This window comes from Streptomyces sp. NRRL S-495 (genome assembly GCF_000966955.1).
GTDB classification, from domain to species: Bacteria; Actinomycetota; Actinomycetes; order Streptomycetales; family Streptomycetaceae; genus Kitasatospora; species Kitasatospora purpeofusca.
The window spans coordinates 1-366 of sequence record NZ_JZWY01001085.1; the positions used below are offsets into that span (position 1 = coordinate 1).

Consider the following 366-nt stretch of genomic DNA (forward strand, 5'->3'; position numbering starts at 1 on the left):
CGCCGAACTGGACGCCCGCGCCGAGCTGCTGGGCGAGCGGCTGCGGGCGGCCGGGGCCGGTCCCGGCACCGTGGTCGCCCTGGCCCTGCCGCGCTCGGCGGAGACCGTGGTCGCCCTGCTGGCCGTCCTGCGCTCGGGCGCCGCCTCGCTCCCGCTGGACGCCGAGTACCCGGCCGACCGGACGGCGGCGATGCTCGCCGACGCCGCGCCCGGGCTCGTCCTCACCGACGAGGGCTGGCCGCTGCCGGGACTCCTCGCGGGCCTGCCCGTCCTGCCGGTGCGCGGACCCCGCCCGGAGGCCGCCCCGTCCCCGGCCGCCGCCCCGGACCTGGCGGACGCCGCCTACGTCATCTACACCTCCGGCTC

General features: G+C 81.1%; 1 protein-coding gene. It reads left to right on the forward strand.

What is annotated here, in order from left to right; translation table 11 throughout:
* On the forward strand, positions 1-366 hold a 366-nt coding region (locus VR45_RS39195; protein WP_045944738.1), incomplete at both ends, for an AMP-binding protein.